At 39.2% G+C, this 24,586-nt stretch carries 25 protein-coding genes; 11 read left to right on the forward strand and 14 right to left on the reverse strand.

Annotated elements, in window-relative coordinates; translation table 11 throughout:
- Window positions 1-4: 4 nt before the first annotated feature.
- Window positions 5-1,198 (reverse strand): MASE3 domain-containing protein, encoded by a 1,194-nt coding sequence (locus EHQ62_RS00155; protein ID WP_244241562.1) that lies wholly within the window; start codon window positions 1,196-1,198, stop codon window positions 5-7.
- Between the two features lie 88 nt (window positions 1,199-1,286).
- On the reverse strand, window positions 1,287-3,164 hold the full coding sequence (locus tag EHQ62_RS00160) for a 7TM diverse intracellular signaling domain-containing protein (protein ID WP_135640285.1): 1,878 nt from the start codon (window positions 3,162-3,164) through the stop codon (window positions 1,287-1,289).
- Between the two features lie 134 nt (window positions 3,165-3,298).
- Between EHQ62_RS00160 and EHQ62_RS00165 the strand changes: the two genes are divergently transcribed.
- Window positions 3,299-3,478, forward strand: a complete 180-nt coding sequence (locus EHQ62_RS00165; protein WP_015679053.1) for a YegP family protein — start codon at window positions 3,299-3,301, stop codon at window positions 3,476-3,478.
- On the opposite strand, the gene ppnP is transcribed toward EHQ62_RS00165, so the two are convergent.
- Complete coding sequence (gene ppnP, locus EHQ62_RS00170) at window positions 3,469-3,780, reverse strand: pyrimidine/purine nucleoside phosphorylase (protein ID WP_012476864.1); 312 nt, start codon at window positions 3,778-3,780, stop codon at window positions 3,469-3,471. The genes EHQ62_RS00165 and ppnP overlap by 10 nt on opposite strands.
- 108 nt (window positions 3,781-3,888) lie before the next feature.
- Between ppnP and EHQ62_RS00175 the strand changes: the two genes are divergently transcribed.
- Entirely contained in the window at window positions 3,889-4,497 is a 609-nt protein-coding gene (locus EHQ62_RS00175) for a TetR/AcrR family transcriptional regulator (RefSeq protein WP_015679054.1), read from the forward strand.
- A gap of 8 nt (window positions 4,498-4,505) precedes the next feature.
- On the opposite strand, the gene EHQ62_RS00180 is transcribed toward EHQ62_RS00175, so the two are convergent.
- The gene (locus EHQ62_RS00180; RefSeq protein ID WP_135640286.1) at window positions 4,506-4,979 is read right to left on the reverse strand and encodes a PaaI family thioesterase; all 474 of its coding nucleotides are present in this window, start codon (window positions 4,977-4,979) and stop codon (window positions 4,506-4,508) included.
- A gap of 93 nt (window positions 4,980-5,072) precedes the next feature.
- Between EHQ62_RS00180 and EHQ62_RS00185 the strand changes: the two genes are divergently transcribed.
- Entirely contained in the window at window positions 5,073-5,660 is a 588-nt protein-coding gene (locus EHQ62_RS00185) for a TetR/AcrR family transcriptional regulator (protein WP_135640287.1), read from the forward strand.
- Between the two features lie 24 nt (window positions 5,661-5,684).
- Here the strand turns inward: EHQ62_RS00185 and EHQ62_RS00190 are convergent, their stop codons facing one another.
- The 4 genes from EHQ62_RS00190 to EHQ62_RS00205 all read right to left on the reverse strand — a co-directional run bounded on the left by EHQ62_RS00190 (window position 5,685) and on the right by EHQ62_RS00205 (window position 8,655).
- Complete coding sequence (locus EHQ62_RS00190) at window positions 5,685-5,873, reverse strand: hypothetical protein (protein WP_135640288.1); 189 nt, start codon at window positions 5,871-5,873, stop codon at window positions 5,685-5,687.
- Entirely contained in the window at window positions 5,870-6,463 is a 594-nt protein-coding gene (locus tag EHQ62_RS00195; RefSeq protein ID WP_167482815.1) for a helix-turn-helix domain-containing protein, read from the reverse strand. Before EHQ62_RS00195 ends, EHQ62_RS00190 begins: the two co-directional genes overlap by 4 nt.
- Window positions 6,464-7,016: 553 nt before the next feature.
- Window positions 7,017-7,895 carry a ParB/RepB/Spo0J family partition protein gene (locus EHQ62_RS00200; RefSeq protein ID WP_135640290.1) on the reverse strand — a complete coding sequence of 293 codons (879 nt, stop codon included), beginning with the start codon at window positions 7,893-7,895 and terminating at the stop codon, window positions 7,017-7,019.
- Between the two features lie 28 nt (window positions 7,896-7,923).
- Entirely contained in the window at window positions 7,924-8,655 is a 732-nt protein-coding gene (locus EHQ62_RS00205; protein ID WP_135629333.1) for a ParA family protein, read from the reverse strand.
- 230 nt (window positions 8,656-8,885) lie between these two features.
- On the opposite strand from EHQ62_RS00205, the gene EHQ62_RS00210 reads away from it, so the two are divergent.
- Both EHQ62_RS00210 and EHQ62_RS00215 read left to right on the forward strand, forming a co-directional pair.
- Window positions 8,886-9,113, forward strand: a complete 228-nt coding sequence (locus EHQ62_RS00210) for a hypothetical protein (protein WP_135640291.1) — start codon at window positions 8,886-8,888, stop codon at window positions 9,111-9,113.
- Between the two features lie 251 nt (window positions 9,114-9,364).
- On the forward strand, window positions 9,365-9,949 hold the full coding sequence (locus EHQ62_RS00215; protein ID WP_135640316.1) for a helix-turn-helix domain-containing protein: 585 nt from the start codon (window positions 9,365-9,367) through the stop codon (window positions 9,947-9,949).
- Window positions 9,950-9,952: 3 nt separating this feature from the next.
- On the opposite strand, the gene EHQ62_RS00220 is transcribed toward EHQ62_RS00215, so the two are convergent.
- Window positions 9,953-10,399: a hypothetical protein gene (locus EHQ62_RS00220; RefSeq protein ID WP_135640292.1), complete on the reverse strand. Its 447-nt coding sequence runs from the start codon at window positions 10,397-10,399 to the stop codon at window positions 9,953-9,955.
- Between the two features lie 116 nt (window positions 10,400-10,515).
- Between EHQ62_RS00220 and EHQ62_RS00225 the strand changes: the two genes are divergently transcribed.
- Window positions 10,516-11,481, forward strand: coding sequence for a YheT family hydrolase (locus tag EHQ62_RS00225; protein WP_135640293.1), 966 nt, complete (start codon window positions 10,516-10,518; stop codon window positions 11,479-11,481).
- Here EHQ62_RS00225 and mdoH read toward each other — a convergent pair.
- The 3 genes from mdoH to EHQ62_RS00240 are packed head-to-tail and all read right to left on the reverse strand — an operon-like array spanning window position 11,459 to window position 15,436.
- The gene (gene mdoH, locus EHQ62_RS00230; protein WP_135640294.1) at window positions 11,459-13,501 is read right to left on the reverse strand and encodes a glucans biosynthesis glucosyltransferase MdoH; all 2,043 of its coding nucleotides are present in this window, start codon (window positions 13,499-13,501) and stop codon (window positions 11,459-11,461) included. The genes EHQ62_RS00225 and mdoH overlap by 23 nt on opposite strands.
- Complete coding sequence (locus EHQ62_RS00235) at window positions 13,498-13,887, reverse strand: hypothetical protein (RefSeq protein WP_135640295.1); 390 nt, start codon at window positions 13,885-13,887, stop codon at window positions 13,498-13,500. Before EHQ62_RS00235 ends, mdoH begins: the two co-directional genes overlap by 4 nt.
- Window positions 13,871-15,436 (reverse strand): OpgD/OpgG family glucan biosynthesis protein, encoded by a 1,566-nt coding sequence (locus EHQ62_RS00240; protein WP_135640296.1) that lies wholly within the window; start codon window positions 15,434-15,436, stop codon window positions 13,871-13,873. Before EHQ62_RS00240 ends, EHQ62_RS00235 begins: the two co-directional genes overlap by 17 nt.
- A gap of 142 nt (window positions 15,437-15,578) precedes the next feature.
- Here EHQ62_RS00240 and EHQ62_RS00245 point away from each other — a divergent pair, with 142 nt between their 5' ends.
- The 4 genes from EHQ62_RS00245 to EHQ62_RS00260 are packed head-to-tail and all read left to right on the forward strand — an operon-like array spanning window position 15,579 to window position 20,825.
- On the forward strand, window positions 15,579-17,060 hold the full coding sequence (locus EHQ62_RS00245; RefSeq protein WP_425269511.1) for a hypothetical protein: 1,482 nt from the start codon (window positions 15,579-15,581) through the stop codon (window positions 17,058-17,060).
- Window positions 17,057-18,853, forward strand: coding sequence for a hypothetical protein (locus tag EHQ62_RS00250; protein WP_135640298.1), 1,797 nt, complete (start codon window positions 17,057-17,059; stop codon window positions 18,851-18,853). The genes EHQ62_RS00245 and EHQ62_RS00250 overlap by 4 nt, the downstream gene beginning before the upstream one ends.
- An 11-nt stretch (window positions 18,854-18,864) precedes the next feature.
- Window positions 18,865-19,761, forward strand: coding sequence for a diguanylate cyclase DgcR (gene dgcR, locus EHQ62_RS00255; RefSeq protein ID WP_135640299.1), 897 nt, complete (start codon window positions 18,865-18,867; stop codon window positions 19,759-19,761).
- Window positions 19,762-19,778: 17 nt separating this feature from the next.
- Window positions 19,779-20,825 (forward strand): serine/threonine protein kinase, encoded by a 1,047-nt coding sequence (locus tag EHQ62_RS00260; RefSeq protein ID WP_135640300.1) that lies wholly within the window; start codon window positions 19,779-19,781, stop codon window positions 20,823-20,825.
- A gap of 3 nt (window positions 20,826-20,828) precedes the next feature.
- Here EHQ62_RS00260 and EHQ62_RS00265 read toward each other — a convergent pair whose 3' ends face one another.
- Together EHQ62_RS00265 and EHQ62_RS00270 are read right to left on the reverse strand one after the other, a co-directional pair.
- A complete protein-coding gene (locus EHQ62_RS00265) occupies window positions 20,829-21,614 on the reverse strand; it encodes a TrmH family RNA methyltransferase (RefSeq protein ID WP_135640301.1) in 786 nt (261 codons plus the stop codon).
- A gap of 87 nt (window positions 21,615-21,701) precedes the next feature.
- A complete protein-coding gene (locus EHQ62_RS00270) occupies window positions 21,702-22,004 on the reverse strand; it encodes an antitoxin (RefSeq protein ID WP_135640302.1) in 303 nt (100 codons plus the stop codon).
- 801 nt (window positions 22,005-22,805) lie between these two features.
- Here EHQ62_RS00270 and EHQ62_RS00285 point away from each other — a divergent pair.
- Window positions 22,806-24,584 (forward strand): sensor histidine kinase, encoded by a 1,779-nt coding sequence (locus tag EHQ62_RS00285; protein WP_244241565.1) that lies wholly within the window; start codon window positions 22,806-22,808, stop codon window positions 24,582-24,584.
- Window positions 24,585-24,586 lie beyond the last annotated feature (2 nt).

The following is a 24,586-nucleotide window of genomic DNA, read 5'->3' on the forward strand; positions in this document are numbered from 1 at the left end:
CCCTTCATGGCAATTCAACCTCAACCACTTTGCCAATGGGTGGGAACGTTGATTTGACCATTTCAGAAAGAGAAAACAAATAATTTGAAACCTGGATTTCACTTAAATCTTTGTTTTGGTACAAATGGTCATGTACAAGTGACATGGTTTGAATTTTGATCGATGTATCTTCTACTATGGACTGGATATTTTTATCATTTGGAAAACCTGAGGCCTGAATCATAAGAAGGGAGCGAACCAGTTCAATCGAATTTTTCGTTCGATGGAAGATCTCTCCAATCAAATTCTCTTTTTCTTGTAAGGACTTTTGGATCAAACGAGAATATTCTTCATTCTCTTTGATTTCTTTAGATAACAATTCATTGGATTGGATTAATTTTTCATAAGGTTCATTGATCGCCGACACGAAGACTGCTTTATAAATCAATTGGAATGCAAAAATTTTATAGATATGACCTAATACATTGTATGTGTCAAACACACTCGTGTACACAGCAAATACCAACTCACTGAAAAAACAGATGATAAAGGCTCCAAGGTAATATTGCCTTTGTTTTTTTGAGAAAATTGATTCGGATCGGATGTACAAAACAATCGAGATCGCAATTAAAATCATAATCACAAACTCTGCATTCCTTTTGAATTGGGTTAATCCTACCCCATGGATATACGTATCAGGTATCAAATGTGAATTAAATATCACCAGTTCATAAGCAAAATAAGCAAGTAAGAGAGCAATCCCAATATACAAACTCCGCCTAACCAAGCCATAGCTCTTGTTAGGTTTTACGTACACTGCAAATATAAAAGTGAGGGCAGTTAATAACCTGGATACCAACCAAAACTGAGTTGATTTATTTCCCGAATTAGGGGTAACAAAATCAGGCATTCCCTTGTAACCAAGCATATGCATAAAATCAATCAAACCAACAGCCAAAAACCCAATGCTAAAAATAAAGGTTTGGAAATTACGACTTTGAGAATAAGAATAGTAACCGACTCCAAATATAGAAAAGGAAACGATGACGCTAAACATCTCTGCAATATTATGAAATACAACAAAGGACTCAATGGGGTATTCTCGATAGAATGTGTTCGGGTATAATTGGACAAAAACAATCGGTGTGATGCAAAATAAGAATAAAATGGAATAAAACCGAAGCTGATTTTTGTCTCTGAGTAAATCTTGGAGTCGCATGATTGGTTTGAAATTCAGAGAAGGATCGGTCGCATTCCAGCGTTAGGCAACCAAAAAAAATCCCACCTTTAAAAATCGAGATCTTGTTTTAGCTGATTTCTAGGGAAATCATTGTGATATCATCTTTTAAAATGATTCTAAGTAGCGATAGGCGTTCTAATAACTTTTGGTGAAACTGTTCATGTGACAAACCAATGATCGGTTGGATTTCCGGAAACAAAATTGAATATGGTTCTTCGTTTGGTTTTAAATTTTCATACAAACCGTCTGTAAAAATCAAAATTCGATCCCCTGTTTCCAATTGGATTTCTTTTTGATCATAAACAAACTCAGGTTTTACGCCAAGGAGTAATCCAGGGCATTCGTAAGCTTGGATGGATCCGTTTCGGATGAGGATGATGGGAGGATTCCCCGCCGAACAAAACTTAAGCTGCATCAAGTCAAAATCAAGATAAAAATATGCGGCACTCACAAACCTTGCATGAAGGCTTGTGCATAAAAATCGATTCATGGCCTCCATCAATTCTTTTGGTGAATCCATAAATTCTTTGGCGTTACGAAAGGCAATTTTCACTGTTGAAGAATCTAAGGCAGCACTCACACCGTGCCCTGTTACATCGGCAATCACGATTCCTAATTTATTTTCAGAGGAATCAAAATAATCATAAAAATCACCACCCACATCATACAATGGCAGATACGAAACAATGGTATTCAGTTGTTTCAATTCTGGAAACTTACCGGGAAGGATACGCATTTGGATGCTACGCGCAATCTCTAAATCTTTTCTAATGGTGGTGAGTTGGTTTTGGGCAGATAAATTTTCTTCTAACAAAAACCGTAACCGTCGCCCCAAGGCGAGAGAAAACAATATAACTTCAAAAGCAGTTCCAATTTGAACACCATACCTCCCAAGTGTAGTAGAAGGGAGGATACTTGCTTTTGTTAACGAATCTACAATGACACCGATGAATAATGTCACCCAAGCAGAAACAAAAAACAATGAGGATTTTGTGCCCTTCCAATAAGAATAGATCCCTGAAGAAACAAGTAAAAGGATCATATACGGGAAGGTATAAATAAATGATACCTCCATCCAATAAAAGGGAACAAAAAAGGATGCTACCGCAAATACAAATGCGACAACTGCACTCACCAAAATCAATCGGTCCAGTTTTGGATACAGGGTTTTTAAATCCAAAAACGATAACGAAAACAAACCCACAAACATAAGAGATGAATTGACAGAGAAGTATAAATACGGTTTGATATTCCCTTCTATCTCTGGGATCAGATGTTGTTTGAAAAAACCTCCAAGTAACGAATAGTTGATTAATAATGTGGTGAGATAAAAGCAGTAAAAGATATAGGCTTTCTCTCTTACACTGACAAAGATGAGTAAGTTGTACAAGAGTAACGCAGAGATAATTCCAAAATAAATTCCATTGGCAATATAATCTCGTTCCACCCGATCAAAAAAAGAATCAGTTCGCCAGATCCGCACGGGCGCCGACAAGATCCCTGAATTGGTAATTTTCATGTAGATCGTTTTTGTTTCATTGGGTGATAACAAAATGGTAAATACAGGATTGCGATGGGGAATTTCTCTTAACTTGTGGGAATCAGAACCTCTGTAGAGTTTTGTTATGGTTTGGCCATTTTGGATCCAGGCCACACTGACTTCGTCCACCCAAGGTGATTCCAATTCCAATAGAGATTCCGATTGTTTGCTTTGTGGATTATATATCTCAAATTTTATCCAAACAAATCGTTTCCAATAACCGAAGTTATACTTCATCTCTTCCGGTTTGGACCAATTGACCTTCTCACTTAGCACCTGTTCCCATGTTACATCCTGGAAACTATATTGTATGATGGGTCTTTCCGGTAATTTCGAGGTACAACTTGTGAGGAGAAGGAAAACTAGGAGTAGAGACCACTTTCTTCTTAGAATTCCTTGGATCATTTTTTAGTCCCTACTCTTACCTAATCTATTGGATGAAAAAAATGAACGGGAGATGATCAAAAAAATGGAGATAAAACTTCATTGCCAGATTTTTTGAGGATCGGATAGACTTGCTTTTCCAAGGAGATACGTACATGTCAGCAAAATTTGAAATCTACAAAGACAAAGCAGGTGAATTCCGATTCAGACTCAAAGCAGGTAATGGTGAAATCATCGCTTCTAGTGAAGGATACTCATCGAAACAAGCCTGTGAAAACGGCATCAAGTCTGTCAAAACGAATGCCGCAGATGCTGCAATCGACGATCAGACGTAAGAACAGCAATAATCTGTTACCGTTTCTATTTTCAATTTGAACTTGGATCCAGCAGGGACTTCAAAAGTAGCTTGCCCGTTAATTTGAAGCCATGTTTCGGATCCTGGCAATAAAACAGACAATTTCCCTGATTGGATTTCCATAATTTCTTTCTGATCCGCTCCAAATTCATACTCACCTGGTAACATGATCCCAAGGGTTTTTTTCTCCCCATTGGGGAAGAGAACGGTGCGGCTTGTCACCTTACCATCAAAGTAAATATTTGCAGATTTTAGTACTGTTACGGACGTAAATGAACTCATAGGGACAAGATTTCGAACCAAGGGAAGGCTTCCAAGTGATTTCTATTGCTTTTGTCATGGATTTCAGTCCAAAAAGTGTTTGCGAAATTCCAAATAACAGGAACGGTGATGACAGTGCCACAAAAGATTCCGAATAAGTCCGATAACAAAAAGCAACTAGCTAGGGAGAGATCAACCGAGAGAATTTTGGCCTCTGCGATTGTCCTCTTCTCCAAACACGGATTTGCCCAAACGACCATGGAAATGATCGCCAATCATGCGAAAATTTCGAAAGGGTTGGCCTACAATTATTTTAAGAGTAAAAACCAAATCTTTGAGCACATCATTGATTCCCATTTAGCAAAACAGGAAAGATTTTATAATAATATCCCACCTAACCTTTCTGCGAAAGAGTATGTTCGGGAGTTTTTCATTCGTTCCATCCAATTCGCCAATGAAGAAAGGAAAACGATGGTACTCATTTCCGTATGCCTCTTCCAACCTAGTGCCGTATCCCTTTCTAAAAAAATGATCGAAAATGTGGAAAGGCGGTTTGCACCTTTTAAGGAAGCAATGCGGGAACGTTTTCGAGCCTATGGGATCAAAGATCCCGATAAAGAAATGATTTTCATCAAAACCTTTTTGCACGGTCTCATCATGAGCCAACACTTCAATGACACAACCACTTGTACTCCAACCATCATTGAAATGCTTCTCGAACGTTACGATTCTAAATAAAAGAAATCTTACTCCCCTGCCCCACCAGGTATTTTTAAAATCAGCAAATTGGTAGTGGCGGTAGCCAATAATTTCTCTTTTTCTGTTCTCATCTCCCCTACCATATGAATGGTGGAAAACCCTTTTGCTTCGACACTTGCCGTTACAATCACCTTTTGGCCAACGGCAACTCCACGGATGTATTGGATATTCATGTCGATGGTAGTAGTTGGGCGTTTAGCCACTAGGTAACTCAGAGGTCCAAATGCATTGTCAAATGCTGCAGCAATCACGCCACCTTGCATCATTCCCATTGGATTGGTTTGGTCTTCCGTAACAGGAAAAGAAACGGTAATACTTTTCCCTTTGGTATAGGAAATGATCTCAGCATTCATTGCGACAAAGATCGGAGGAGGTACTGTGATTTTTCTACCACCGTGATTAAAATTTACGGTCATTTCATGTAAAATGGCCTGTGTTTCCTGGGTGCTTAGTGTTTGCATAAATTCCCTTCTTATGTTACCAGTAGTAACATTTATAGAAAGAAAAGCAAGAAAAAATGTTGCCAATGGTAACTTATTTTTCAAAATATCCATGTGAGAAAAAGCACCTACCACCATGGAGATCTAAAAAATTCCATTATCAAGTCCTGCCATAAATTACTACAAAAAAAGGGCATGACCGATTTTACACTTAGGGAAGTTGCTAATTTATCTGGAGTTTCTCACGCTGCAGTTTACAGGCATTTCCAACATAAAGATGGAGTTTTAGAAATTTTATCTTCGATTGGTTTTGATCGATTGGCTTCTTTGCAGAAAAAAGTCGCAAAAGACAAAAAGAATCCTGATGATTACTTTGTGAAACTTGGACTTGTTTACATCCAATTTGCGGTGAAAAATCCCAATTATTATAAACTCATGTTCCAGACAAAACGAGAAAAAGAATCCGAACAATTGAAACGGTCAAAACTAAGGTCGTATGCAGTTCTCGTACATGGTTGCCGTTTTTACCTGAAAGCCAAAAAAAGAAAAGAAAACCACAGAAGTTTTGCACTCATGTCTTGGTCACTTGTCCACGGGTTTAGCAATTTGAGTTTAGAAACGAGTTTTCCGATTTCCGAAGGCAAACGTTTGCAATTAAACCAAATTGAGTTGGCAGAAACAATCCTTCGCTTTGCAACCTAAGTGTTCACGAAAACAAAATCTAAGTTAAGAAAACTTCACTTCTTCAAATTTCTCTAAAAATTCTGATTTTTCTCGTACAAACTTCATTGGATTTTCTTTCCCATATTCCGTGTAGAAAAACATTTTTTCTCCATCATTTGCATTGGTGCAATTTTTCACTTCATCCAGTTGTAAATATAAGTTTCCTGTTTTTTTGTGGCGGTATAGTTTCATAAAATCCCTACCTGGAATCGATTGGATTTAGGTTCTGTTTTTTCCATCCACTGGTTCCAAATTTTAAGTAAACTGCCTTCCATAAAATCGGGAGAGGTTAAGTGGGAAATTTTAGAATGTGTGGAATGGGATAAGGTCCTTTCACTCCAAATTTTAAATTCTTCAAACGAAGATTTCGTATGTACCTTTTTCTCTAATTGTACTGTACTACTAGGGATGTAACAAGATTCCAATGCTGGTTTGGAATCCTTTGTGGTGGTGGTTTGGATTTTATTGTCGTTTTTCTTTAATGCCTGCATTGGATTTTTTTCCGAACCTTGCTGTTGGAACTGAAGGATTGGTTTTAAAAATCGTCTCCTCCCATCAAATCCAGTTTGTTCCAAGATGCCTAATTTTTTTAGTGAGGTGATGAGCCTTGATATGGTGTCTGCTTTCAGTCCAAGGATTTCACTGAAATATCGATTGGAGGCAAAACACCCACCGTTGTCATGGAGGGAAACGATTTCTGCAAAAAGTTTTGTTTGGCTATGGGATAAGTTTAGGTTTTCAATCCAAACGGGGATCCATATTCCTTTTCGGTTTGTTTTCATTTTAGGTTCCTTTTCCAAACCCACACAACTCCGGCTACGAGTGTTTGGTTGTATTTAGCCGATACATCACGAAGATGCATTGTCCCCTACTCTCTCATTCCAAAGATTCACTTTTGAAAAGACAAACCTTCGGTCATAGAAAGAAGAAACGTTTTGGAAGTTCTTACGAACGTCCATCGGAACTTTTGGTAAAATTCCGGGTTGAACTAAAACGGCATAAGTGGTAGAGCCGTGTCCGGTTGTGTGCCCCGAACGTTCCCTACATGTACAGATCTCTCCATTTTGTCAATGGAAAAAATGAGACATAATTCGACGTGAGTCTCATTGGGAGCTTGGGGGGAGTCTAGGAAACTCGGATGGTGGGAAAGGTTTGGGTTTTGGAGGATTTGTTTGGAGTGAAAAGTCCCTGGGTTGCTACCACACTTCCCAGGGTTTTTGTTCAACCCAGTTAAGGATTGGTTACAATGTAACTTAGATTGGAATTCAGTACAAGTTTTTTTCTAAAAGAAATGTAAAAAAAATCAATTCGGTAAATCCTTAGATCAATCAATCTTTACTTCTTATACTTTCGAATTGTTTCTTCTAAGATCGCTTTTTCATTTTGTAAAACAGATATTTTTTCTTTGATTTTTGCGAGTTTTGATTTTAAGTCTTTGAGTTCCAATTGGCTTAGTTTCGGTTTCGCTTTGGAAGGTTTTGTAGGTTTTAAGGGCCTTACGTATTCACGTAGGTCATTTCTGGAAGGGAAGTCACCTTTTTTCTCGAGTCCTTTGATAAGGTAATCGATGGCTTTTTTGCGGTTTGTAACATCGAGTGGAGCAATTTCAGTAAATAGGCTAGTTGGGATTTGGTAAATTGGATGGGATTTGTCTACGTTTGAGTTGAAACTAGATTCCTTTAAAATCTCAGCATGTGCGATTTTTGTTTTTACCCACTGTGCTGATTTGTTGATTCGTTTTGCTAATTGTTCGTTCGTTTCTTTATGCCTACTTTTTAGCTCTTGTAGGGAGAGGGCAAGGTCTGCTTCTGATAAATCTTCTCTTTGGAGGTTTTCAACGAGTTTGATTTCAGGTAATTTGGTGATGTCAATTTGTTCTACGTTTTTGACAACCGCAGGAATGGTTTTGGATTTTAAGAGTTTGTGTGCTCTATACCTTCTTTCCCCATTGATGAGTTCGTATTTTCCTGCTTTTTTTCTGACAACAATTGGCTGTAGTAACCCGTATTGAGAAATGGAGTCGGCAAGTTCTCGGATACTTGCCTCATTAAATGTTTTTCTCGGGTTGTTTTCTGTGATGATTTGGTCTATTGGGATATCAATGGTCTGGTGTTGTGTTGAGGTTTCGGAACTTAAGAATGGATTGAGGGAAGAAGTTCTATTTGATGCTTTTGATAAAATGTCTGCTGGATTAAAGTTTGTTTTGTTTTTCATAAATTTTTCTAAGGTACGCCGGCGTACCTTATTTAAGAATCTCCGCTAAATTTTCGAATGCTTTCCAAGGAGCACTCCCCTCTTGAAGAGGTTTGCCAGTCTCTGTACGGTCCCGAATGCTGTCGTTTTTTGGGATAGGTTCTAATATTTTTAAAGATTTGATATTTCGTAATTTGTCCAAAAGGTCCATTTGTTTTTGGGATGTTCCCCACTGAGAGGGGAGGATCATGACAGACTTTTTTTTACTTTGTTCATCAAATCTTTCTGCTTCGTTTACTTTTTTTAAAACTTGGGCAACGGTGCGCACAGCCCATTTGGATGGAGTCACTGGCACAAGGATAACAGAAGCCGGTAGGTAGGAAGTGATGTTTTCAGAAGATCCTGACCCTGGTGTGTCGATCACAACGTAGTCATATTTTGTTTTTGAAAGTACGTTTTTTAGTCTTGGGATGATGGAAAAATCTTTTGAGGCTAGATAACTCAAATCAGAGAGTTCGATGATGGATGGAAGGACATCTACATTGTTTGATTTTTTGATCGATTCCGCGAGAGTTGTTTCTGCGTTTAGTACGGATAAAGTGTTGCCAGAGTCAAAAAACTCAACTGGTTCTTCCGGGAAAAAGAAGTCAGAAAGGTCTGCTTGGGGATCCATGTCGATGGCGAGAGTGGAACCTTTTTTGGATAGAGCAAGGGCTAAGTGAATTGCGGTGGTGGATTTTGATGTTCCGCCTTTGATGTTGGCAACCGTAATGATTTTCATTGCAGATTTATTTTTTTGTTCCTACTTACAGCTGCAATGAAAATTAAATTTTATGTTTAAATTTTAGAAAGTACGCCGGCGTACCTTGGTATTGAGAGATAAATTTTGGTTTTGTGTTTGGGATGAAGGCCCCGCGCAAAGGATCGTAGCGGAAAACGAAACCGTGAGGTGGAGTTTGGAGCGAAGAGCCTGGTCGTTTTTTAATTCATTGATTGGAATCGGTGGATTCGATGCGCCCCAAGGAAGAGAAAAAAACTAAGAAGGTTTTAGAAATTTTCTTGTACTATTTTGAATTGAAACGGATGATGATCGTAACCCTTTCACTGGGTGATGTAAACTTTCTGGATTGTGTGGAAGCAGTCCAGAAAGACTCTCTTCCCTCCCCTATCAAATCCAATCTCACTCCAAACAAAGCACGGAATCCAAAGGTTTTTGGTCAAAAGATTATGTCACATTAGACTTGACAAAAAAATCCATTCTGGTGAATAGAAGCATGGAGTAGGGGAGGTGTTCCCATACTCTCATGCGGTCTTCCACATATACCGCAACATACATCACCTGGGATTCCTATGAATTCCAAGCATGGACGTTTGCAAAAACTTCCAAATTCAATTACGGTGCGATAGCTTTTGCTTTTTCGTACAGTAAAGATCCAAAGAACATTTTGTCTTTTGGGCACCGAAGGTCTCTGTTGGAAAAGAGAGGAAGGATGAAAGGGAAAGAAAGGACGGGAGTTTGGGTTGCGCAATGGATGTATGATTTGGATTTAAATCCGAATCAGATTCGTTTGTATGCAGAAATAGTTTCTTTGGATGCAAAGGAGGGGTGTTATGCATCGAATGAGTATTTTGCAAAGATACTCCATTTGAAAGCGGATACAATCTCGCGACTTGTCTCACAGTTGAAAGGGAAGGGTTTGCTCGTTCAAACTCACTTTGATGGAAGGAAACGATTTTTAAAACCAGTTGTAAAGGAAGGGCAAGGATCGAAGGGAGCTTTAGCGCTTCGTTCTCCGGACGAGAGTGCGAAGCGAGTAGGGGAGAGTTTAGGACGTTTGTCCAAGGCAGATCCGCTTAGTCGTGAGGTTTCATCTTATACATTACAAAAACAAAATAAATTACATTTGAATTCAAAACCATTTTGTGAAGAGAAATGGAAAGAGTTCCAACGTTGGATGGAGGAAAGCATGTCCCCGTCCACTCGGTTGTCTCTTGTCCAATTGAAAGGGCCTGAAGAACTCTCAGGGTTACAGAAACGTTATTGGGAACGCTGGCTTGCTACCCCGAGGCCCTAGCGTTTATTTGACTTGGGTGATGTCTTGTCGGAATTGGGATCTGCCACCTGGGTATTCAATGAGGTATACACACTGGCAATTTTCCCATGCAGGGCTTGATAGGATAAAACCACCTTCTTCTGATTGGCAAGAATCTTGTTTGGGTTTAATTTTGTGAGAAGCGATGAGACGCCCTAAGTCTTTGATTTCAGATTCGGAGAGCTCAACCGATTCATTTTCTAACAAAATGCTTGTTAGTTTCGGGGAAGTGGAGAGAAGGTTTGTTGCGTTGACACAAGTAGTCCTTCGCATGGCAAGGCTACCTGATTCGATTGCTTGCGGGCTCGCTTTTGCAGAGACTGCCGCAAAAAATACTTCGGAACCATTGATTTGTTTCCATTCGGATTTCCAGGGAGCATAGCTATGGCAAGTGAAAAGAAAAAAGAGAAAGGGGATCGGTAAGTATCTCATGCCAAAATTGTAACGAAGGATGAGTCTTTGTCAATGGAAAGAGTCGTGCCGAAAGATCGGGTTTTGTTAATTTATTGAAAAATAAGAGTTTCGTTTGAGATTGGGAAGGAGCCAAGATGAGTTCATTCAAACCAATCCCTCTTTTTTCTGGCCCTATGGTGCAGTCCTTCCTTGCTTCTTTTAAATCGAAGGCAGACAAATCCTATGGGAAAAATCTGGAAGGGGAATGGAAATCGGTAAAAACTAAAAAAGGTGTTACGTTACTCGCAAGGGTCCATGATGTTCCGAACCCAAGAGGTATCGTCATCTTGGTGCATGGCTGGGAGGGTAGTATCCATTCCAGTTACATCATACGGACCACCAAACATTTTTTAGCAAAAGATTATTCTGTGTATCGATTGAATTTGCGAGACCACGGAGACACCCACCATTTAAACGAAGGCATCTTTAATGGAAGTTTATTGGAAGAAACCTATGATGCCGTTCTCGAATTAGCAAAGTCTGTGAAATCCAAACTCCCCGTGTATTTGGCCGGGTTTTCTCTTGGAGGAAACTTTGTCTTACGAATGGCAAGCCGTCATTCCACTGCGAAGGGTGATCAAAAAATTCCAGGGCTCAAACATTGTTTTGCCTTTAGCCCGGCCCTTGATCCGAAACGTGCCACAATCAAAATGGATGACCATCCATTCCTCAGGAAATATTTTTTAAAATCATGGAAGTCTTCTCTCGAGAAAAAAGGCCAACTTTTCCCTCATTTGTATTCCTTTCATGATTTGGACAAATATGAATCTGTGATGGATTTAACAGAAAAAATGGTAAAAGAATTTTCTCAGTTTCGTTCTGTGGATGAATATTTTTTATCTTATACTTTGTCTGATCTTTTCTTCAAAACCATCAAAGTTCCCACATCGATTTTGACTTCTATGGATGATCCCGTGATCCCTTGGAAAGAGTTCACAGAGATCCCAACTTCCGCCTACATTGATGTGGTGATTGAAGCGAAAGGTGGGCACTGCGGTTTTATTGAAGACTGGAAACGATCTTCCTATTATTGGAGGATTATGGAAAGGAAGATGGGTTGATTTCACCCCAAATCGTTTTCCAATACTGCCCCCATTTGGATTTTTCCGAGGTCCAAAATTTTTGATAAAACAAATCTAATAATTCACGATTGGAAAGGATGTTTAAGATTTTTTTTCGATCCAATCCTTCTGGCCCTTCACTGAGTAAAATGTCGAAATCCTTCGCGATGGAGTCCGAAAGTTTGGAACGGTATGATTTGTTCCCTTGTAATTGTTTGTGTTTTGCATGGAATACAGGATGGGCTAGTGCATAAAACATTTCCTTTCCTTCCATTCGTTTCTCGCCAATGCGACCCAGTTCTTCCTCCAAATGCATCGTGAGAGAACGATTGGGTTTCCAATACGAGAGATCAAAAAACGATTCTAATGATTTTTGTTCGCGGCTTGTCAACATGACAAGGGGGATGGAGAGGGCCCAAGCAATCCAAATTGGCATGGTTAGAAAAAAAAGCATTAGAGAATAGGAGTAACTGATATAAGCAGAGACAAGTCCAAGGATTGTGATTCCAAAAAAAGATGAGACCACGTAAGAAAATGGGTAACTTGATTCCGCATCACGGTTTTGGGGTCCCCATGAAATCTTTTTGTTTAAGAAGATGGAAACCACAAAAACACTATGGTAAATCATATAAATGGGTGCGATGAGGATTGAAAATAAGGTCTCAAAAACGAAGGCTGGGAACTTTAAGAAAATCTGTTTTAGGGGCAAACTGAAGTAACTTAATAACCTTGGTAAAAAAAGTAAAATTAAGGAAAGATACAAAAGTTTTAAATACAAGGGATCATAAATCTGAGATTTAAAATATTCGAACTCTTCTGGTAACATCGAATAATTGAGAAACTTACTTTCTTCGATATAATTCCACAAACTGAGTAGGATGTAACAAAGCCAAATGGGTGAATTTAAGTAAGACAGAATTCCATTTAGGATATGGATGCGATTGATAAACGGGACCTTCTTTCCAAATAAAAACCAAAAATGTTGCATGTTCCCTTGGCACCACCTTTGGTCTCGTTTCAAAACATCGATGATATTGGGTGGGTTCTCTTCGTAACTCCCTTCTAGTTCATAAGCACATAGAACTTCGTAACCAGCCTTTCGCATAAGGCTTGCTTCCACTGTATCGTGGCTTAAAATTTTTCCACCGAGCCCACCATATTCGGGGAGGTGGGGGAGGGCACAGGATTCCATAAACGGTTTGATGCGTAAGATGGCATTATGACCCCAATAGCTATTGGCATTGATCTGCCAAAAACTAGCACCTTTTAAGAAATAAGAACTAAAGAGATAAGAGGAAAATTCGGTTAATTTTTGGAAGAGGGTTTTTGCGCGGAATAATTTTGAATTTGTTTGGATGATGCCTGCTTTCGGATTTTTTTGCATCATCGCAATGAGTTGCACGATGATCTCTCCACTCATCAAACTATCCGCATCCAAAATGACCATGTACTCATACCGATTGCCCCAACGGCGACAAAAATCAGCAATGTTCCCACTCTTTCCGTTTAGGTTACTCTTCCTCCTTCTGTAATGGAATTTTTTGTAATTCCCCGTTGATTCACATAACTCAAGGTAAGCGGCTTCTTCTTTGATCCATTTCTCAGGGGTTCTTGTATCACTTAAGATAAAAAAATCTAATTTGGGAAGTGAGTGGTACTTCTCTAGGGATTCATAGATGACTTTGATCCTTGCAAAAATCGAAACTTCATCTTCTTCGTAAACAGGCATCACAAGGGCAACAGGTGTCTTTTCAATGTTTAAAAAATCCAACTCTTGTTCGGGGATTTTTTTTGCTTTGAGAGAAGGATCACCATTTTTCAAAAGAGAAATGAAAAATCCAAATAGGGATGTTGTGGCACCATAGGATAACATGGGCAATAGGAAGAGTAGGGTAATGAATTGGTAGTACTCGGTTAACTCCACTCCACCAAACGAGATGATTTGTGCGAACGTGGTTAGGCCAATGATGATTGGTACGATGAATACGAAAAAAAATAGGAATCGATGGAATTGGATCATAATAACCTAAAGATGAGGATGTAGTAAAGTGCACTCCAAATGAAGATGGAAACTAAAATGAAGATGGGTTTGAAGGAGCTGATGATGGATTCTTTTGTTTTTTTAGGACCCATTTCCCAATCGGAATCCTTGGGAACCATGGAACCAAATTGCCAAGCTCTGTCAGGGAACGGGAGAGGGGACTCTCTTTTGATATTGTTTGTCTTTACATATTCCAACCAAACGTTCCAATCTGTTTCCCATTGGCACGAAATGGAAACGTTTTTGAAAAAATCGGAAAGGGTATTGGCGATGTTATATTCGTTTTGGATTCCCGATAACAAAAGGAAAGTTCGCAGACGTTCACTCAGTTCTATTTGGTACAAGGTATTATTTTGATATGCCATCTCGATAGATCCATGTTTCTGTGATTTTTTGGTTTTCTTTCTCTAAATGAACATTCCAAGTAGACACTTCTATGGGTGAAGTATGCCAAATTTGTAATCTCCATTGGTCAAGTTCTCGGATCTTTTCGATTTGGTACCGAATTTGATCCGCTGGGATCATGTCATTTTTGATCGCGGCTTTCAGTTCTGTTTTTGGATCTAAGGCCTTTAGCAAATCACCTGTGAAGTACACGGTTAACATTTTTTCTTTTGGGAATAGAGGGTCAGTCCCTTTGTAATAGGAGGATGTTTTTCCTAAGCTGTGTGATTCAGGTGATTTTTCCAAATAACTTAGTTTGTATTGGTATTCGAATCCTTCTTTCAAATTGGGAGGGATGTTTGGTTCCCAAAAAATAGTGATGTTGTCATCGGAATCTAGATTGGTTGTGAATTCTAAAAGATAGAGTTCACCTTCACCCCAATCCCCTTTGGGTTCGACCCAAACACTTGGCCTACGATGGTATAACAATTTTTCATCTTGGTAACTTTTGAATTTTCGATCCCTTTGGATGAGGCCAAATCCTTTGGGATGGTTCAGTTCGATTCTTGTGAGTTTGGTTTTTTTGGGATTGATGAGTGGCCTCCATTCCCAATTCTCTTCGCCAAGATATGTGAGCAGTCCATCAGAGTCGTGGATCTCTGGATGGATGTTGCCAAGGATTGGGATGTTGGATTCACCATAGAGAAACATGGAGGTGAGTGGAGCAAATCCCAAACGTTTGATTTTTTTTCGTAAGTAAATTTTGGCTCGTATGTCAATCGTTGTGACCTCGCCAGGTGTGACAAAAAATTCATACGCACCGACAACGGATTCACTGTTCATGATGGCATAAATCAAAATGGAGGAATCATTTTTTTCGGGGCGTTTGATATAAAAACTTTCAAAGATTGGGAATTCTTCTTTTCCGTCAGGGCCGGTGTTGATGGCAAGCCCCCTTCCTGACAAACCATACACTTGGCCTTTGGATAAGGCACGGAAATAAGAAGACCCTTGGAATACTAAAAACTCTTCCAGTGCTTCCTTTTGGTTGATGGGGTAATGGACTCGAAAGCCAGTGTACTGTAATTTTTTACTTAATTCAAAAAAGTCATCTGTGAGTGGGAGGTTCCCAAATTGAAACCGAGAAGAATCATAAGGGATCTCCACTGGTTTTTCTCCGATCACTTCATAGATTTTGATCCCATTGCTATAAATATGGCCTGGGTGGAAAAAATGCAATTGGTAGGGGAGTGCTAAATTTTTCCAAATGGCAACATCGGGTTTGTATTCAATTTGCCTATAGTCCTCGAAACTGATTCCATCGAGACCTGGAATTTTATACACAGGGGTTGGGATGAATTTAGATTTTAATTTTTCTTTTGCAATTCTGTCTGCAGCATTGAAATCAAAAATTTCAACATGGGGGGTGATGGAAAAGAGAGCATGGAACGAGAGATCATTTTTTTTAAAGACAACCAAGACACATAACAAAATGGCAATGATGGCAAAGTATATGTTTAATTTCTTCATAAGAATGATTCTTTGAAACAATCTCGATCGGTCATTCAAATTCTGTAATGCAGTCAAATAGTTTCACTAAACATGGATTAAGCAATGGGAAGATTTTTTTCAGTTGCATGATTCATTTCGTTCGAAATCATTCTCCCAACTTATGAAGTCTCATTTGAAATTCTATGTTTGTCTTGTTTTCGTTTTTTTCGCAAATTTTGTGAGTTGTTTGAGTGAACAAAAAGCAGAGAAAGTATTCGGTGCCTCTGTTGTTTCCTCTGACAAACCACAATCATTTAAAAAAATTGCACCCTTAACCGCCAATTCCCTTGGCTCAAGGAAAAATCTTTATGAACATGGATGGGCTGTGATCCCTTCAGGGAAAAAAGCAATCGATCTATCCCAAGAAAATCTAATGAGTGCTAACGTTGCCAGGGCCATGGTACTTGTGAAATTAAAAAAACGAAGTGAAGATTTCCCAGGTAAACTTGGTAGTACGATGGAAGCTGTGAAAAATTGGACGAAGGAAGGGTATTCCGATGGAACCAAACGAACAGAAGATATTTATGATGCCGGTCTTGAGTTATCAAAAGAAGAGTGGAAACTTTCCAAATCCAGTTTTATGGAAGCGGGAGACCGCTTTGTTTTGGGATATGTATATTTGGTTCCGAGAGTCAAATCCGATATCGATGTATTGGATAAAGAACTGAGCCGGTTTGCGGAATCAAGAGATCAGAAATCAAACCAACTCAATCAATTGTTTGCTTCGACCTTAAAAAACAATTCAAAGAATATTATGAACTCTTGGGGAGATTCCTTTAAAAAAGCATCGGATGAATTCACACGAAATTATGAAGAGTCAGGGGAAAGGGGCAATGCCCTTCTTGCCCTCATTGATATCTTCCAAGGGTATACGGTTGCATTGAAGGAAGTCGTGATTTCTCCTCTTGCCAAAACCACGGTGAATACGGGAGAGCTCTTAGTTGTGAATGGAGTGTATGTCCCTCTTTCACAAGGGATGAACTTTTCTTCCAATGCACTCGTTTCAACCGGTTTGGTTTTTTATTACGGAACAAAATCGGGATACAGAGTTTTTTCTCCCACATTGGAAGCAGGGCTCTTTAGTTCGATTGGGATTCTATCGGCATCGGCAACTGTACCCACGTACACATCGGGAACTTCCATTGCTCTCTTCAACCAGGTGACCTCAGTCGCTGCAACGACTGCAGGTGGTGCCATCGGAGCAACAGGTGGGGTTGGGCTTGAATCGGCAGCGTATGCAACAGGCCTTACCTATGACCTCACAACGGGTGTGGCAGAAGCGGGAATGTACACAATGAGTTCTGGAGTTGTTTTAGGTTATACGGCTCTCACAGCTTTACCACCACAGATTTTACTCACAGCAGTGGATGGTCCAATTTTCATCACCTATGATGGCCCAAGGGTTGTCATCGCAGTTGTGAAAGGGAATTATGCAGGTTATGATGATATCCCAACGGGAACTGTGATTAACTTAGAAGAAGCAAAAAAACAAGGCCGTGTAAAAGTATTAACCGATGATCCGAAACTCATCAAAAAGGTGTTAGATGCCGAGATGTCAGAGCAATTGAAACGTTCCAAAAAATTAGAGGCACAAACAAAGTGAAATCCAATCCATTATTAAAAGCCAATTGTTTTCTTATCTCCTGTTTCCTTCTTGTTACTTGTGCAAGTTCTGATAAGAAGGCGGAAGATCCATTAAAGAATACCAAAAAACTTGTGATCGAAGGTCACAGCTCTCTCTATTACCAAGGGGCACTCCCTGTGAAAGGGACAAGCATCAAGTTCATCCCTCCCATGGAAGAGGCATCGATTACCGTACTTGGGAGTCGTTATGATTTTGCCGCGGAACAATTTTCCAAATCCATGATTCGTGCTTCAGAATCAGTCGTGATTGTGAAAGACGGAACAAAAATGAGTTGGAAGGCAGCAGGGAACATCAATGAGAAAGGAGAAGAGGTTCGTAAGTACTTAAGTGAGAATGCAACGAAACCTGGTCTCTTCATTATGTATGCATCTGTTGCCGAATCTTATGGCCTTATTGGTTCTTCGTTTGATCGTGGGAAACAAAGCCACCAAGCAGTGATCGCAAAATCCGCAGAAATCCGAAAGGAGTGGGATGAATGGGCCGAGATGCAACTCAATAAAGAGATGCCAAAAGATACTTCGCCTTCTGCAAAAAAAAGATTCCAAAAGTACCAAGAAAATTTCCAAAAAGATTTTGAATCTACTGTATACGGCTACATAGATTTGGATGAAGCGTTAAAGGCATCATGGAATGAATCGTACGAAGACTTTCGAAAGGGTGGATTTTTTAGTCGGAATTCTGAAATCAACGAGATTCGTTCTGCCGTTTCTGAATCGATTTTTGGAAGTTGGAAAGAAACCATTTTCCAATATGGAAAGGAAACAAAAGAAGAGTTAGGGAGAGCCAAAGGAGAAATTGAGGCCATCGCTGACAAAGACGAAGGCATTCCCACTGCCTTACTCAAATCCTTTTCAAGAGCGACCAAAGCAATTTTGTATGACAGTATCATCAAACCAATTGGAAAGTTTGCTCTGTTGTCTGTTGGTTATGTGACTTGGAATGGGCTCATTTATCCTGTAGCACTCAGTGCAAACGCTGCAGGGACAACCATGTATGGGTTAGTGGAAACAATTACACTCACAGGGAAAGGTGTTGTGTATTTGACCGCACCAAGCATTGAACTTGTTTTGGGATCAATCATCAATAGTACAGAAGTAGTTGTACATGAATCAGTCCAGTCGTTAGACAAAGGTGCAAAGATCACTTCTGCCATGTCTCGGAAATCCTCTGCATATTCGGTGAAGTCTGCTGCCTTTGTCACTGAGTCATCTGGGAAATACATCCTTGCTCCCATGAGTTATGTTGGTGTGACAACGGGACAGGCTGTCTTGGGTGGCGGGCTTGCTGTCACAGGGACAGTGGCAGGTGGGACTGTGGCCGGGGCATCTGCCACCACTGAGGTGGTCACGTATGCTTCGTCTAGGGCTACGTCGGCTACGGTGGGTGTCGTTGGAACAGCTGCTTCTTTTGGAACCGGTGTGACCTATGGAGTGTACCAAGTCACAAAAGCGGTTGGGGTTCCCTCAGGTGTTGCGATAGGAACAGGCATCGTGCTTAGTTATGAGTTTATGGCTCAAATCTCTGCGCATTCCATTTTGGCAGTCGCTGATTGCACGTATTTAGTGTTATCCCTTGAGGGAGGCAAATGGGTTGTCTATGGAGTGAAGGATCATTCTAAGAAAGCAACACGGTTGTTATCGGGGGCTGTCGTTGACTTAGACCAGATCCGAAAAGAAGGTGGGACGGTTGTAAAAGTACCGATGGAACCAGGGGAAGTAGAAAAAATACTAGGTAAAAAAAAGAAAAAGTAAACGATAGGTGAATGCCAGAGGGTCAGAGAAACATCCTAATCATTGAAGATTCTGACCTACAACGGAAATTACTCAGTCGTTGGGTTATCAAAAATGGTTACAACGCGATTGAAGCGGAAACCATTTCTGTTGCTCGGGAAAAGATTCTCAGTGAACCAATCGATGTCGTTTTACTCGATTGGGAATTACCTGATGGCAATGGGATCGATTTAATTTCTGACATTCTATCTACCTCACCAGTAGGTTGGCTTCCGATCATTATGGTGACAGGCCATACAGAACCAGAATATTTTAAATTAGCAATCGAGGCAGGGGCAACAGATTATATCACAAAACCTGCCAAAGAAATCGAACTACTCGCAAGAATTTTTAGTGCCTTACGAATCAAAGCCTTACATGACCAATTGCGTGAAACGGCGATCCGTGATGTGATGACTGGCTTATACAACAGACGTTATATGGAAGAGAGGATCGAACAAGAATTCCAACGTTGCAAAAGGCATAGTAGCCAATTATCAATGGCAATGATCGATATTGATAAGTTTAAATCGATCAATGATACATACGGGCATGAAATTGGAGACCAAGTGATCAAACAATTGGCCCATGAGTTAAAAACGAGTTTTCGAAAATCAGATATCATTTCTCGTTTTGGTGGGGAAGAGTTTGTCATCCTATTCCCAGAAACAGGAATTGTAGATGCGACAAGAATTTTGGACCGCGTGCGAGAGAATGTATCCAAACTTGAGATGAAATCGGATACAGATCAAATGTTCCATTTTACGTTTAGTGGTGGAGTTGCTGGTGGAGAGCTAGCAGACTTTCAATCCAATCATGAATTATTAAAAATTGCTGATAAAAATTTATATGAAGCAAAGTCTTCTGGACGAAACAAAATCGTAAGTTAACGCATTAGATTATCCCCTTGAACATCCACCATTCCTTTTACCAATTAACGCCCGATACAATTTTAAATGCTGTTGAATCCCTTGGTTACGAAACAACCGGAAGGTATTTTGTTTTAAACAGTGTTGAGAATCGTGTTTATGATATTGAAACTGCGAAAGCAGGAAGGATCGTGGTTAAGTTCTATCGACCTGGGAAATGGAATGAAAAACAAATCCTAGAAGAACACGCTTTCTTAAATGAATTAGCAGAAGAAGAGATCCCTGTTTTAGCTCCTATTGCCATTGGCGGGAAAACTCTTTTTGAATGGGGTGGGATTTACTTTGCCATTTGGCCGTTACGTAACGGTAGGATTGTGGAAGAAATCCAAGCGGATGATTTGGAACGAGTAGGTGCCTTACTCGGAAGGATTCATTCTGTGGGGAAAAGGAGTCAGATTGTTAGAAGGCCCTCACTCGATATTCCAAGTTATGGGCTTTCGTCTCTTCAGTACATCTTAGATAAAAAATTGATTTTGAATGCTGCCTTAGCGGATCGATACGAAAAAAATGCACGCAGTGCCTTTCAGGTTTTTGAATCACTCATCAAAGAATATAAGATCCCTTCCCAAAGGATCCACGGTGATTGTCACAAAGGGAATTTATTAATCTCCAGTGATGGGTTTAGCATTTTAGATTTTGATGATTTTTTACATGGACCCATCGTACAAGATTTTTGGATGTTACTTCCGTTTGGCGAATCAGATCGTAGGCATGAGTTCTTTGACTTTTTTAGTGGTTACTGTATGTTTGCAGACTTTGATGAAAATTGGCTAAAACTCATTGAACCGCTTAGAATCATACGTTTCATCCATTATGCAGCTTGGATTGGAAAACGTTGGGAAGATCCATCGTTTCCATCCTTATTCCCACATTTTGGAACCGAAGAGTATTGGTTAAAGGAAACACTAGACTTAGAGAATGCAAACCGAGATTTGGACGAGGCCAATCCAACGCCTTCTACATCGAAGGAAAACGAAGAACCGGAAATGACAAATAAAGATTTTTTTTGGGATTGGGAAAACTAAGTTTCAGAGAAGGTGGGATAGTGCCACAGCCAAGGCATGGGAAACATTCAAAGAATCGATTTGATTTTTCATCGGGATATAACCAATCACATCCGCTATGTCGAGGATAGTTTCTTCAATGCCATCTGCTTCATTGCCAATGACAAGGACTAGGTTTTTTGGTTTCCCTATTTCATGGATTGTTTTGGTTTTTTGTAAGTGGTAGGCATTTTCTTTTGGGAGAGCCATAGCGATTGTATTGGCCGATCTCTCTTTGAGTCGTTTGATCGAATCGAGGAGACTCGTTGTTTTGGCTAATTCCAATTGGAAGATTGCACCCATAGAAACTCTGACAGACCTTCTGAGATACGGTGAGGCTGACTTTGCATCCAAGAGAATGGACTGAATGCCAAATGCTGCTGCATTGCGAAGGATTGAACCGATGTTTTCGCTATCCACAATCGAATTGATGATGAGGATGGGGAAGGTTAGGTTTTCTTCCGTTGCCCACCTTTGTTTGCCTACTGCCATAAACCCTTGGTGGACATGAAATCCAATGGTTTCTTCAAAGATGGATTTATCTGCTACAAAACATTGGTTTGGATCAATTAACTTTCTTTCGATGAGGTCTTTATGTTTAAGCCAATACTTTTCTGTACAAAAAACAGAGGTAACTGCAAAATCTGACAGTAACAACCGAACCGCCGTTTTCTCGTGATCGGCAATGAAAGATTCTGAGGGTGATTCCTTTGCCTTCAGGAGGTGGTAATCGCTCAGTCTTTCGTCATGTGGGGTAAAGATTTTTTGCATGGGTTAAAAATTGATCTTTCGATCTTTTATGTACCTACTGAAACTGAAGCAAGAAAGCGCTGTTATCCGAAGTAGTGGGTTTTTAGATTATTTTTCTATTAATTTTCCAGTAACAAATTTATGAATTAAGCTAGAAATAAAGGTTTGGTAAGGTAATCCTTCTTCGAAAGCTTTCTTTTGGATCGATTGCAAATCTAATTGATTAAGCCGAATGTTAATTCTTTTGTTCTTAGCTAAAGTCGCAGAGGCAGCTTTCTGATAACTACTGATTAATTTATGATTCAATCCAATTGATTTCCATTCACCAGCTTCATATGAAGTGAGAATGTCATTTTCTTCTTTAGAAAGCGAAGGTATATTTTTTGATGTTTTATTTTTCTTAGATTTCATTTTAATCGCCTTCCTTCAAAAGATAATTTCGGGTAGCCTTTCTGCTTGGTATAATCGTTTTGAGAAAAATCTCGTCTTTATTTTCAATAAAAAGAACTAAGTAGACGTAGCCGTCAATTTCAATAACGAAGATTGATTGGTTTGGATATTTATCCTGATTCGGGTGTTTAATGATATCCAAAAGAAATCCATTCTCAATTTGAAAAAGAATTAATGCAAAAGAAATTCCTCGTTCTTTTCGTAAGATTTCGTCTTTCTCTAAATCCCAACGATAATTCTTCACTCAAATATATCTGATGACAATGTGTGCCTCGTGTCAAGTATTTCTATCTTAATACTTTTCTGAATCATTTTTAAAAAGTAGATACAATATTTTTAGAGAAAAATTTACTACGATTCCGTAGAATCTTCGTTATTTCACAATCTCATATTCATTTTGAACAAATCCATTTGAAAAGGATTTTGTTTTTCTGAGTTTGAGTTCAATCACGCGGTCGGTCTCACCAAAAAGAGGGATCCCACTGCAAGTAAAATGGGAATTTGTGTGATTGTGATTGCATCGAGCATGGATACCTGAAGCAAAGACTGGATCAATTTGCCTTCGTCAACATAGGAATCTTCTTCAATCAATCGTTCGATAACGCTCGTTTATCCTAAATTGGATTCATACCTAACTTGAGTGGAACTACTAAATTAGAATCATTCTGAAATCAAATCAATCGTCCCATCATGATTTAAAATGAGTTGCGTTCCGCATCTTTTCGTTTTTCTATACAAATACTCGTTAAAGTATCGATTTTCATGAATTTAGATCCAAGAACCGTTGTTTTTATCAATATTGTCGGATGTCTTTTGATGTCTGCTGGCCTTTGGTTTGCATCGGGGTATTATTTTAAGAAACTCAAGTTGGTGAAAGCATGGTCACTTGCGACATTGTTACAAGCTTTCGGCTGGATTGTCATGGGAGCAATGAGGGGTTTAATCCCTGATTGGATTTCCATCAGCTTCGGCAATACATTTATCTTCTTATCGATAGTAATCTATCATTTCATCATTGTAAGTTTATTTGGGAAAAAATCAAATTGGAAATTAGGAGTATTCTTTGCATTAGTGCTTTTTGTCTCTTTGGCGCTCCACCAATTTACAACCATCCCTCAACAATATAGAGTCTCGCTCCTTTCCTTATTCCCTAGCATACAGTTACTTCTAACTGCAAAAACAATCTTTGAAGAAAATAGAAAACAACGCCTAACAGGGAATTTTATATTTTACTTTTTTCTTGTTAGTGGATTATTTTTATTTGGCCGATTCCTAATATATACATTTACAGAAGTCTCAGTTTCTCAAATTGCTTTTGGGAAAGGACCAATCCAAGACATCACATATTTATTTTTTTATATTGTATCAGTGATGATCACATTCGGTTTTTTATCGATGTGTATTGATATTTTTATCAAGGGCCAAATCCAAGATGAAGAAAAGTACAAATCACTTGCCGAAAATTCGACCGATATCATTTGGGTATGGAATTTTGACTTAGAGAAATTTACATATGTGAGCCCATCGATTGCGCAAGTGACTGGTTTTACTATTGAGGAAGCAATAGACCACCACATTTCAAGTGTGTTCACAAACGATTCTTATTTGAAATTTACAGAATTACTGAACCCACGTATGGAAGATTTTCGAAAATCAAACATGAAAATCCCGTACGCCTATGAACTGGAACAAAAACGAAAAGATGGATCTACGATTTGGATTGAAGCAAATACAGTTTTCCAAAAGAACCAAAATTCAGAAATAGAATTACTTGGTGTCTCTCGAGATATTGATTCTAGAAAAAAATCAGAACAAGAGATGAACCGGTATTTTAATGACTTACAATTATTAAACCATACAAAAGATAAATTTTTCTCAATCATATCACATGATCTGAAAGGGCCCATTGGTGGGATGAATACTTTCATTGGTATGCTCTTGGAAGATATGGAAACCAGATCTCCTAAACGGATGCGTAATGATCTGAATCTTCTATTCCAATCATCTGGTGAGGTATATGCCTTACTAGAAAACTTGTTAACATGGGCAAGAACACAAACCAATGAGATTTCATTTTTGCCAGAAAATGTATCAGTGAAATCATTGGTGGATACAGTTGCCTCTTATTTTACTTTTATGATCGAAAATAAAGGAATTCGGATCCAAAACTTAGTGAAAAATGATGTATATGTTTTTGCTGATGAGAATATGTTGGAAACGATTCTTAGAAACTTAGTTTCCAATGCGATCAAGTACTCTCATATCGGTGGTCAGGTAACAATTTCTACGGAATCTACTGATGGCAAAGTTTCCATCCAAGTGGAAGATTTTGGAACAGGAATTTCCGATGAAATCCGAAGCACATTTTTTCAAATTGATGCCAAACAAAAAAGTATGCCAGGGACTTTAGGGGAGAGGGGAACTGCTCTTGGTTTAATCCTTTGTAAGGAATTTTTAGAAAGGAACCATGGACAAATTAAAGTTGAGAGTGCAGTAGGGAAGGGATCAAAATTTTCCATCACACTTCCCATGGGCAAATAAGG

Origin of the sequence: Leptospira jelokensis (genome assembly GCF_004769635.1) — a bacterium.
Classification (GTDB): Bacteria; Spirochaetota; Leptospiria; order Leptospirales; family Leptospiraceae; genus Leptospira_A; species Leptospira_A jelokensis.

What these genes read in the sequence shown, in the direction of transcription:
- EHQ62_RS00155 (WP_244241562.1), bottom strand. Translation starts at nt 1,198, where the DNA reads ATGCGACTCCAAGATTTACTCAGAGACAAAAATCAGCTTCGGTTTTAT.
- EHQ62_RS00160 (WP_135640285.1), bottom strand. Translation starts at nt 3,164, where the DNA reads ATGATCCAAGGAATTCTAAGAAGAAAGTGGTCTCTACTCCTAGTTTTC.
- EHQ62_RS00165 (WP_015679053.1), top strand. Translation starts at nt 3,299, where the DNA reads ATGTCAGCAAAATTTGAAATCTACAAAGACAAAGCAGGTGAATTCCGA.
- ppnP (WP_012476864.1), bottom strand. Translation starts at nt 3,780, where the DNA reads ATGAGTTCATTTACGTCCGTAACAGTACTAAAATCTGCAAATATTTAC.
- EHQ62_RS00175 (WP_015679054.1), top strand. Translation starts at nt 3,889, where the DNA reads ATGACAGTGCCACAAAAGATTCCGAATAAGTCCGATAACAAAAAGCAA.
- EHQ62_RS00180 (WP_135640286.1), bottom strand. Translation starts at nt 4,979, where the DNA reads ATGCAAACACTAAGCACCCAGGAAACACAGGCCATTTTACATGAAATG.
- EHQ62_RS00190 (WP_135640288.1), bottom strand. Translation starts at nt 5,873, where the DNA reads ATGAAACTATACCGCCACAAAAAAACAGGAAACTTATATTTACAACTG.
- EHQ62_RS00195 (WP_167482815.1), bottom strand. Translation starts at nt 6,463, where the DNA reads ATGAAAACAAACCGAAAAGGAATATGGATCCCCGTTTGGATTGAAAAC.
- EHQ62_RS00200 (WP_135640290.1), bottom strand. Translation starts at nt 7,895, where the DNA reads ATGAAAAACAAAACAAACTTTAATCCAGCAGACATTTTATCAAAAGCA.
- EHQ62_RS00205 (WP_135629333.1), bottom strand. Translation starts at nt 8,655, where the DNA reads ATGAAAATCATTACGGTTGCCAACATCAAAGGCGGAACATCAAAATCC.
- EHQ62_RS00210 (WP_135640291.1), top strand. Translation starts at nt 8,886, where the DNA reads ATGCGCCCCAAGGAAGAGAAAAAAACTAAGAAGGTTTTAGAAATTTTC.
- EHQ62_RS00215 (WP_135640316.1), top strand. Translation starts at nt 9,365, where the DNA reads ATGAAAGGGAAAGAAAGGACGGGAGTTTGGGTTGCGCAATGGATGTAT.
- EHQ62_RS00220 (WP_135640292.1), bottom strand. Translation starts at nt 10,399, where the DNA reads ATGAGATACTTACCGATCCCCTTTCTCTTTTTTCTTTTCACTTGCCAT.
- EHQ62_RS00225 (WP_135640293.1), top strand. Translation starts at nt 10,516, where the DNA reads ATGAGTTCATTCAAACCAATCCCTCTTTTTTCTGGCCCTATGGTGCAG.
- mdoH (WP_135640294.1), bottom strand. Translation starts at nt 13,501, where the DNA reads ATGATCCAATTCCATCGATTCCTATTTTTTTTCGTATTCATCGTACCA.
- EHQ62_RS00235 (WP_135640295.1), bottom strand. Translation starts at nt 13,887, where the DNA reads ATGGCATATCAAAATAATACCTTGTACCAAATAGAACTGAGTGAACGT.
- EHQ62_RS00240 (WP_135640296.1), bottom strand. Translation starts at nt 15,436, where the DNA reads ATGAAGAAATTAAACATATACTTTGCCATCATTGCCATTTTGTTATGT.
- EHQ62_RS00245 (WP_425269511.1), top strand. Translation starts at nt 15,579, where the DNA reads ATGAAGTCTCATTTGAAATTCTATGTTTGTCTTGTTTTCGTTTTTTTC.
- dgcR (WP_135640299.1), top strand. Translation starts at nt 18,865, where the DNA reads ATGCCAGAGGGTCAGAGAAACATCCTAATCATTGAAGATTCTGACCTA.
- EHQ62_RS00265 (WP_135640301.1), bottom strand. Translation starts at nt 21,614, where the DNA reads ATGCAAAAAATCTTTACCCCACATGACGAAAGACTGAGCGATTACCAC.
- EHQ62_RS00270 (WP_135640302.1), bottom strand. Translation starts at nt 22,004, where the DNA reads ATGAAATCTAAGAAAAATAAAACATCAAAAAATATACCTTCGCTTTCT.
- EHQ62_RS00285 (WP_244241565.1), top strand. Translation starts at nt 22,806, where the DNA reads ATGAATTTAGATCCAAGAACCGTTGTTTTTATCAATATTGTCGGATGT.